6 protein-coding genes are annotated in these 9218 nt (G+C 48.1%); 2 read left to right on the top strand and 4 right to left on the bottom strand.

Translation table 11 applies throughout. From position 1 onward, the window contains the following. A partial coding sequence (locus ACLR2L_RS16415; protein ID WP_413369615.1) for a VolA/Pla-1 family phospholipase occupies nucleotides 1–2111 on the bottom strand: 2111 nt, incomplete at its 3' end. A gap of 347 nt (nucleotides 2112–2458) precedes the next feature. Here ACLR2L_RS16415 and ACLR2L_RS16410 point away from each other — a divergent pair. Next, nucleotides 2459–3202, top strand: a complete 744-nt coding sequence (locus tag ACLR2L_RS16410) for a YciK family oxidoreductase (RefSeq protein ID WP_140956928.1) — start codon at nucleotides 2459–2461, stop codon at nucleotides 3200–3202. A 78-nt stretch (nucleotides 3203–3280) separates the two neighbouring features. Here the strand turns inward: ACLR2L_RS16410 and glnS are convergent, their stop codons facing one another. Then, on the bottom strand, nucleotides 3281–4948 hold the full coding sequence (glnS, locus tag ACLR2L_RS16405) for a glutamine--tRNA ligase (RefSeq protein WP_413369612.1): 1668 nt from the start codon (nucleotides 4946–4948) through the stop codon (nucleotides 3281–3283). A gap of 272 nt (nucleotides 4949–5220) precedes the next feature. Here glnS and ACLR2L_RS16400 point away from each other — a divergent pair, with 272 nt between their 5' ends. Further along, complete coding sequence (locus ACLR2L_RS16400; protein ID WP_413369610.1) at nucleotides 5221–6255, top strand: LacI family DNA-binding transcriptional regulator; 1035 nt, start codon at nucleotides 5221–5223, stop codon at nucleotides 6253–6255. Nucleotides 6256–6322: 67 nt separating this feature from the next. Here the strand turns inward: ACLR2L_RS16400 and ACLR2L_RS16395 are convergent, their stop codons facing one another. Both ACLR2L_RS16395 and ACLR2L_RS16390 read right to left on the bottom strand, forming a co-directional pair. Next, complete coding sequence (locus ACLR2L_RS16395; protein WP_413369608.1) at nucleotides 6323–7993, bottom strand: alpha-amylase family glycosyl hydrolase; 1671 nt, start codon at nucleotides 7991–7993, stop codon at nucleotides 6323–6325. Next, nucleotides 7986–9218 (bottom strand): MFS transporter (locus tag ACLR2L_RS16390; RefSeq protein WP_413369606.1); only part of this gene is annotated, 1233 nt, incomplete at its 5' end. The genes ACLR2L_RS16395 and ACLR2L_RS16390, both read right to left, overlap by 8 nt.

The raw sequence follows: 9218 nt of genomic DNA, 5'->3' as shown, positions 1-9218 counted from the left end.
GCATCACGCAATTGCGCTTCAGTTGGGCTGTCACCGTAATACTCAGCTACAAAGCCAGCAAAGTCTTCTGATGTCTGGAGCATCAGTAACGCTTTGATAAGCGGGCCAAAATCAGGCGACTCTAACAGGAAGTTACCAATACCACTGGCTGGCGACTCCAGAGACGCCGCTTTAATTGCAAACATGTTATCCAGTAACGCATTACCCAGCGTACTGTTAGCCATGGCTGAGAAGTTTGCACCGGTAATGGCACCCAGTGATACCCCCATCATTGATACTTTTGAGGTATCGATGTCAACATTGCCCGACGTAGACATATCTACAATGGCATTGATACCCAAGCGCAGACCGAGTAAATCGGCAACGCTTTGACGCAGGTTGTCACGCGCAGTAGGCAATGAAGCCAGGTTCATGTAATGCGTAGGCGATACCGTGCTGGCATTGATGTCATCGGTGCCATCCATGTTCACGTCAAATCCACGACTACCATGCAATGGGTGGTCAATCGCAATAGTTGCTACACCGTGTAAAGACAAGGTACCACTGATCGCCATCATTTGCTCTTTAGTACCCGTAATACCGTGCACCAGAATTGCTACTGGCCAGCCTGCTGCTGGTTTGGTAATTGGGTAACCCAATGCGGTTGCAACCACTGGATCAGGCACAGTTACCTGCACTTCCAGGCTGTTTTCCGCAATGGTAGCCTGTGGGATAGGGCTAAAGCGGGTTAGATTGCGTTTGGTGTCGATCTTCTCGCCATTCACGCGCAAATCCGCCAATCCTACACTGCTACACAAGGCGTAGTTTGGACCTGGTGTGGCAACGGCTTTCACTGCATCTGACAAACCAGCCAGGATAATGCCGCTATCACAAGCAGCGTGCCAGAATTCATTTACCGGCGCCATTGGGTTAGTGAGTGACGGTACGCCCAGGTAATATGGCAGGCTGATAGTACCGCTATAACGCTCGGCGGCACAGAAAGCGCCGACTTGAGGCAGAATATTGGACGCCAGACCAGCAGCTACCGTATTCATAGGACCCCAGTAAGCACTTAACTGACCAGAGGCAGTACCCAAAAGGCCATCACAGGTTTGTAACAATGAAAAATCAGTCGCATCAATAGCAGCCTGTATAGGTGCAGACTGACCAGACTTAGCTAACTCAACCGCACCAGCCAGCGTAGAATCACTCACTAGATTCAACGCTTCCATCGCGTTGTCGGCACCAGTAGCATCCTGCACAACAATAGCTGGCAGTGCAGAACCCACGGTTGATGGGTCGGTTTGCAGTGCCGTTACCACATCAGCAATCAGCAGTTTTTTAACTGTGCCCAGAACATCAGTGGTAGATTGCGTGGTAAAAGCAGACACATAGGTAATTTCTTCGCGATCATACCCGGCACCTAATAGCGGAGTGATGTAAGAGTTTACGATAGTTTGTAACTGCAACTGAGACGAAGAAGACAGCGGCATAGTGTTGATGTCCTGGCGCACCAGATCCCAGGTAGTAGAACCCTGTACTGATTTACCCGACGTATCTTTTAAACCGGTTGTCATTACCAGCATGTGCCCTGTCGCCGGTTTTAGTGGCTTCAATGGAACTACGCTGATGGTGCTGCCGTTCACCAAGGATAAAACATAATCTACACCGTAGGTTAGCTGGTCGCCCAGTTTACAACCAGAGGACGGAATAGCCGAAGACGCACAATCCGGATCGCTTTGGTTCAAACCCAGTATTGCTTCGTACAGATGTACACCAGCCGACAGTGTGCTGGCATCCAGCGACTCGCCTGGTGCAGTTTGTACGCTGATAGTAAATGGATGTTGAATAGACCAGCCGTCTAACACGTTTAGTGCATTTTGCGGATCACCGAAGTCAGTAGGATCGTCTACAGGAATGTTAAGAGTGTAATCAAAGAAACCATCAGCACCAGGAAGCATGAGAAGGTCGTTTGGCACATTCAGATTGCCATTAGCCGGGTCAAAGACTACGCGTGAGTAGGGGGTGACTTCATCTGTACTACCATTGATGTTATCAATTGTCGTTCCACCGCCGCAGCCCGTTAACCCCAGTGCCAAGGCCACACTGGTGCTAAGAATTAGTTTTTTCATTATTTCTCCCTACAAAACGGATTATTGTTATCCTGGCAATCGCGCGTTTAATTAGTACTACTAAGGCCTAATACCTTGATCATAGTCTAAAAATCAAACATGTACGACCAGTTGTTATTGACCATATTATTTTCTTTATCGAAATATTGCAAAATTTTGTTAACTTTTTGTAAGGTAATATTCTACCTGACTGATTTTTCGCATATTTTAAGGGTTCTTCTATACAACACAACAAGTATTGGTTTACTTGATTCAGGATATTTGTATCATCTCCTGCAATTTACTGGTCCGAATCCGGGTAAGCAACGGCTTAACCTTTCAAGCAAGTTTAGCAGGTATCTAAATTTATGAATGATTATCACGCACCTAAAGATCTTCTTAATAAAAAAGTCATCCTGATCACGGGTGCAGGTGACGGTATTGGCAAGCAAGCTGCCCTCACCTATTCACAATACGGCGCAACCTGTATTTTACTGGGTAAAACCGTAAGCAAACTGGAATCAGTTTACGATGAAATTGTTGCCAACGGCGGTGCCGAGCCCGCTATAGTGCCACTCGACCTGCAAGGCGCTACGCCCGAGCATTACGCTGGAATGGCGCGTACCATTGGCGATCAGTTTGGTAAACTCGATGGCGTACTGCTGAACGCCGGTGCACTTGGGCATCTGAGTCGCTTTGCGGATATTTCGCCTGAAGAGTGGCAAAAAGTGATGCAGATTAACCTCAATAGCAGCGTTTACATGATGCAGGCGTTACTACCGGTACTGGCTCATGCTGAACAAGCCTCGGTTATTCTTACCAGTTCTTCTGTGGGTAAAAAAGGCCGTGCGTTTTGGGGTACCTATGCCGTATCTAAGTTTGCAACCGAGGGACTCATGCAGGTGTTAGCAGACGAGTATAAAAACAGCAGCATTCGATTTAATTGCATTAATCCGGGCGCAACCCGCACCGCGATGCGCGCCTCGGCGTTTCCGGCAGAACAACCAGAAACATTGAAAACGCCGGAAGAAATCATGCCCCTGTACCTGTACTTAATGGGCAACGACAGCCTGTCGATAAACGGCCAATCATTGGATTGCCAACCGAAATAAGACGTATTGTTTCGCTACACAGAAAAAGAAAAAGCCACCTATCGGTGGCTTTTCAATTTAAGGGCAAATCCGTTGTTACTAGTCGTCGTTATTGGCAAACGTATCACGTAACCCAACAGTTTGATTGAAAACCCGTTGTGATTCTGTGCTGTCTTTGTCTAAACAGAAATAACCAGTACGCTCAAACTGCCACGCGCCAATCTCAGGCACGCGAGATGCCAGGCCAGGCTCGGCCCAGCCCTGTTTTACCTGTAAACTGTCTGTGTTGATAGCTTCAACAAATGACTCTTCGGCAGCTGGGTTGGGTACGTTAAACAAACGGTCGTACAAACGGAATTGCGCCGCTTCGCCAGTTGCTACATCAACCCAATGGATCACGCCTTTTACCTTGCGGCCGTCAGCCGGATCCTTTCCTAACGTATCAGCATCATAAGTACAGTAAACCGTAGTCACATTGCCCTGCTCGTCTTTTTCCACCCGATTGGCCTTAACCACGTAGGCGTTGCGCAGGCGTACTTCTTTATCCAGTACCAGACGTTTGAATTTCTTATTGGCAGATTCGCGGAAGTCTTCTGCCTCAATCCACACTTCGCGACCAAAGGTCAATTCACGGCTACCCATTGATTCATCGCTCGGATGATTAGGGGCAATCAGGGTTTCTTGCTCGCCTTGCGGATAATTTTCAATCACCAGTTTAATGGGGTCTAACACGGCCATGGCGCGCGGCGCATTCACGTTCAAATCATCGCGAATACAGGCTTCCAGCATGCCCATTTCAACCATGTTGTCCATTTTGGTCACACCAATACGCTTACAGAATTCGCGCACCGATGCAGGCGTGTATCCTCGGCGACGTAAACCGGCAATCGTCGGCATCCGAGGGTCGTCCCAACCTGTTACGTGCTTTTCATCCACCAGTTGTATTAAACGGCGTTTACTCAGCACTGTGTATTCCAGATTTAAACGCGAAAACTCATACTGACGGGGTACACAGTCGATGGTGATGTTTTCGATTACCCAGTCGTATAAGCGGCGGTTGTCCTGAAATTCCAGTGTACACAGTGAATGGGTGATCCCTTCAATGGCATCTGAAATACAGTGGGTAAAATCGTACATTGGGTAAACGCACCATTGCTCACCGGTTTGATGGTGATGGGCAAACTTAATGCGGTAAATCACCGGATCACGCATACACATAAACGGCGAAGCCATATCGATTTTCGCACGCAGACAGCAATGACCTTCCTGGTAATCACCAGCGGTCATTTTCGCAAATTCGGCCAGATTGGTTTCAACACTGGTATCCCGGTACGGGCTGTTTTTACCCGGCTCAGTTAACGTACCGCGCATTTCACGCATCGCATCCTGAGTACTGAAATCCACATACGCCAGCCCTTTGCCGATTAACTCGATTGCGTAGCCGTGCAAGCGGTCAAAGTAATCTGAAGAATAACGTGCATCGCCATCCCACTGAAAACCAAGCCAGCGCACGTCTTCCTGAATAGAGTTTACAAATTCGATGTCTTCTTTTGCCGGGTTGGTATCATCAAAGCGCAGGTTACAGGTACCCTGATAATCCTGGGCAATACCAAAGTTCAGGCAGATAGACTTTGCATGACCTATATGAAGAAAACCGTTAGGCTCTGGTGGAAAGCGCGTTTTAACGGTTGAGTGCAGCCCACTCGCAAGGTCTTTATCGATGATTTGGCGGATAAAATTGGTCGGACGGTGTTCAGTCTCGGCCATTCGCGATGCCCCTTATTTTATTATTTAATGACTGTCGGTTACGTGATGTCGACTTGTTTTGTATTTATCGACGAATATTCACGCCGTATGCTGGCGAGTATATCATTGCTTTATGGTGTCAAACCACGTTTATTATTGTTCACGTGTAAAGCCAATTTCCCATTGTAATGATTTCATCTATACTGCCAGTGAATGTGTTCAGCCCTGACCTGAGATTTGGTGTCGGGCTATGAATTTTCACGGTTTTCGTCAACAATAAATTACTCTAAAGCATGAAAAACAAAGCCACTTCTTTTGATATTGCTCACATGGCTGGCGTGTCTCAGTCTACGGTGTCCCGGGCGTTAAATGACAGCCCACTGGTGAATATTGAGACCCGTAAAAAAGTGCAGGAAATTGCGCAGCAGCTCAACTACAAAGTGGATAAAAATGCCAGTAACCTGCGTCGTCAGCGCAGTAGTACTATTGCTTTGCTGCTGTTTGAAGATCCCACCTCTGACGACTCCATGATCAACCCGTTTTTTCTTTCGATGCTAGGCAGTATTACCAAAGCCTGTGCCAGCAGAGGCTATGATTTACTGGTATCTTTCCAGAACCTGGAAAGTGACTGGCACGCTGAATTTGAAGATTCACACAAAGCCGATGGCATTATTTTGCTCGGATATGGAGATTACCGTTCCTACGAAAGCAAGCTTGCTCAATTACAGGAACAGGGCACCCACATTATGCGCTGGGGAGCCCCTGTTGCTGAGTATCCGGGGATTTCTATTGGCTGCGATAATTTTCAGGGTGGCAAAGACGTTACTGAACATTTGTTGTCTTTGCGCCAGGGCCGTTATGCATTTATTGGTGATATTGGTGAGAAAGCGCCAGAGTTTCAGGGCCGTTATGACGGCTATCTGGCCGCGATTGATCAACACAATGGGGAATCTCAGGCTTGTATTCAGCTTGATGCTATCTCTGCTGAATCAGCGGGTATAGAAGCAGCAACACAGCTTCTTAATAGTGGCGCGCCATTACCTGATGCCATAGTCTGTGCTGCCGATATCATTGCCGTAGGTGTGCTCAAAACCTTAAAAGCGGCAGGTATCCAGGTGCCGGCTGATGTTGCTGTCGTAGGATTCGATAATATCCAGCTATCAGCCTTTACCACGCCCAGTCTCTCCACTGTTCAGCAAAACACAATACAGGCAGGTGAAGCATTGGTAGAAAACCTGTTGCGAGCAATTGATGGCGAACAGACCACTGATTACCTCATGCCAGCCACACTGATTGTGAGGCAGTCCTGTGGACAGGAAAACGCCTGAGAAAAATCGCGGTCTTCCCTTTTAAAGATGACCGCGCCGTACTTTCAGGCTTTCTTTAATCCAGAATTTACTGACGAGCCATTTGTTCTAACAGCACCTGCGTGAACGTATTACTTGTAACAGGTCCGTTTTTAACAAATACCCGCACACCGTGCGCAGGAACAGTGGCAGAAAGCGCACCATTACTCACCTGCACTGATGACCCTGTTATGCGTTCCTGCCATTCGCCGCTATCCACAAAGGTGTCGGCTTGCATTTGCATAGGCATGTCACTCTTATTCAGCATAACCAGCGCGGTTTGTTGCGCAGCACTGTCTTGTACTACCCTGAAGAATACGGCTTCATGACCTGACAACGTCAGGTTGTATTGCAAACCACGCTGCAACGCAGGTGATTGTTGACGAACCAATGCAATGCGCGACAGATTTTCCCGAATGTTATGGTTGCGAGCGTTTTCAAGCCGCTCCTGACCGATGTAGTTACGGTTGCCCACATGCTCAGAGGTACCACGCATGTACCCAAACTCAGATCCCTGATACACCACAGGTATGCCCCGCGCGGTGAATAACCAGTTGTGGGCATCAATAAACCCCTCATCACTGGCATTCATTCTCGCCATGTCGTGGTTGTCATAAAATGTGGTGAGTTCATAGGGGTTATGATAAGGCCCATGGGTCAGATACAAGGTATCAGCCAACAAGGCATAATCGCTATCCGCTTGCTCAAATACCGACACCATGGCTTTTTGCATCGGAAAATCCAGAACCGAAATACCGCCATTTTTAGGCTGAGTATGCTGGGCTATAAAATTTGCATCGTACTGAAAACTCTCGCCAAACATATAAAAACCCGGGTGTTCTGCGCGGATCCGGTCTGACATAGTGCGCCAGAAGTCGTGGGAAACATGGCGAATTGTATCGATTCTGAATGCATCGGCCCCCTGCTCAATCCAGTATAAATAACTATTGATCAGGTACGCCTGAACCGCGGGATTGTGCTCGTCAAGATTCGACAGTTTCACTAAATCCGGGTAGGGATGAAAGAAGCTGTGCAATGGCTCATTCTGCGGGTCGAGTGATTCCGGCGGCAAATTCATGTGGTCTGCCACCAACTTGCCATCCATGTCGTAAATTTCACCATAACCAGGCTGATCTACAGGCATTGTCCAGCTGGGCGTACCGTGATTAGCTACAATGTCAAATACGACTTTCATGCCGGCATCATGCAATGCAGTAGTAAAATCGGATACCGAGAGGTCTTCACTCACTAAGTGCTCATCAGCTTTGTAGAAATTCGTTGCCCAGTATCCGTGATAACCAGACTTCCCGCCATCTTTAAACATACCGCCATACGTAATCGGCTCATCACCAGTAAAACCCTGATCCGGGTTATCCAGTACCGGTGTGATCCAAATGGCAGTGAAACCCATCTCCTTTATGTAATCCAGATTCTGTAAAATCCCCTTAAAATCACCGCCCATATAGCCGGCATTGGCAAATTTTCCGTCTGGTCCTTCAAGTCGTAGCGACCAGCTTGGATGCGCTCCGCCCTGCTGTTCGTAATTATTATTCGGGTCGCCGTCCACAAACCGATCGGTCATCACAAAATAAACCGCTTCTTTGGTAAAGGGCTCTTGAGTGCCGTATATCGATGCCGGTTCTGTTACCGATGACGTTGACTGGCACCCTGACAACATAACCGCACTGGCGATTGCGCCAATGGAAAATAACTTACGCATGAGAGGCTCCTTGTTCTGCTGCCGGTACAGATTCTTTTACAAAGTACACCGCCACCGCGCCTGCCAGCATAGAGCCGCCAGCCACCATAATGATGTAGATAGCTTCATTGGCAAATACGTTACTTAATATCCATCCGGCACTCACACCCGCAATAATTTGCGGCATGGCCACGGTATAGTTAAATATGCCCATGTAAACACCCGTTTGTCTGGCTGGCAGACTACCCGCCAACATTGCGTAAGGCATGGCCAGAATGGCTGCCCAGGCAATCCCTACCCCGATCATCGGGATGAGCAGATTCACGGCCCCCATAGGCACAGTGACTTCTGTGATAAGCAAATTAACGGTTACCTGATTTAAGTCCTGGAACAGGCTAAAACTCAGATAACCTAAACCACCGGCAGCTAACGATAAGCTATACACCAGCTTGCGACCAAAACGGTCGGCCAGCCCGGCCAGTACGATGGAAAAGAGTGCGGCAAATACCGAATATCCGGCAAACAGGATCCCCACCCAGTCACCTGCTGCACCTTTGGCATCGGCAATATGCTGTGGGATGGATTCCATCGAAGCAAGGTAGGCTGGGTCAAACCACATTTTATCAACAGCCCAAATGTGTTGCGTAATAGCTGGCGTGGTATAAACCCACATAATGTAAAGGGAGAACCATGAGAAAAACTGTACAACTGCCAGCTGCTTCATCGTGCCTGGCATGTTGGTAACCAACTTGAAGAAATTCGCCAGGCGTTCACCCAGTGGCGCTTTGTTTGGCAGAGTATCTTCCGCTTGCAAACCTTTATATCGCGCATAATCCTCTGGTGCATATTCTTTAGTGCGAAGCACCGTCCATAATACCGAACCCAACAGTACAGTCGCCCCCAGGTAAAAAGCCCAGACAACGGAAGGCGCTACCTCTCCTGCTTTTGACGTATTTTCCAATCCAATTACATTGGTGAGTACAAACGGCAAAATAGAACCAATCACCGCACCTATGTTAATCAGCAGCGATTGAATTGAATATCCGGCATTGCGCTGGCCAGTGGGTACCATGTCAGACACCAGGGATCTGAATGGCTGGAAACACACGTTAAAACTGGCATCCATCAGTGCCAGCATCATTGCACCAAACAACATGGGTGCCATAATTGCCACGAACAAGGGTGCGTTTGGCATAAGCAGCATGCCAATTGCCGCGGCAATGGCACCAGCCAGTATAAACGGCCT

Source organism: Alteromonas sp. AMM-1 (genome assembly GCF_047290655.1).
GTDB classification, from domain to species: Bacteria; Pseudomonadota; Gammaproteobacteria; order Enterobacterales; family Alteromonadaceae; genus Alteromonas; species Alteromonas mangrovi.
The sequence above is the reverse complement of the archived record's forward strand: the minus strand, read 5'-3'. Positions and strand labels throughout refer to the sequence as shown.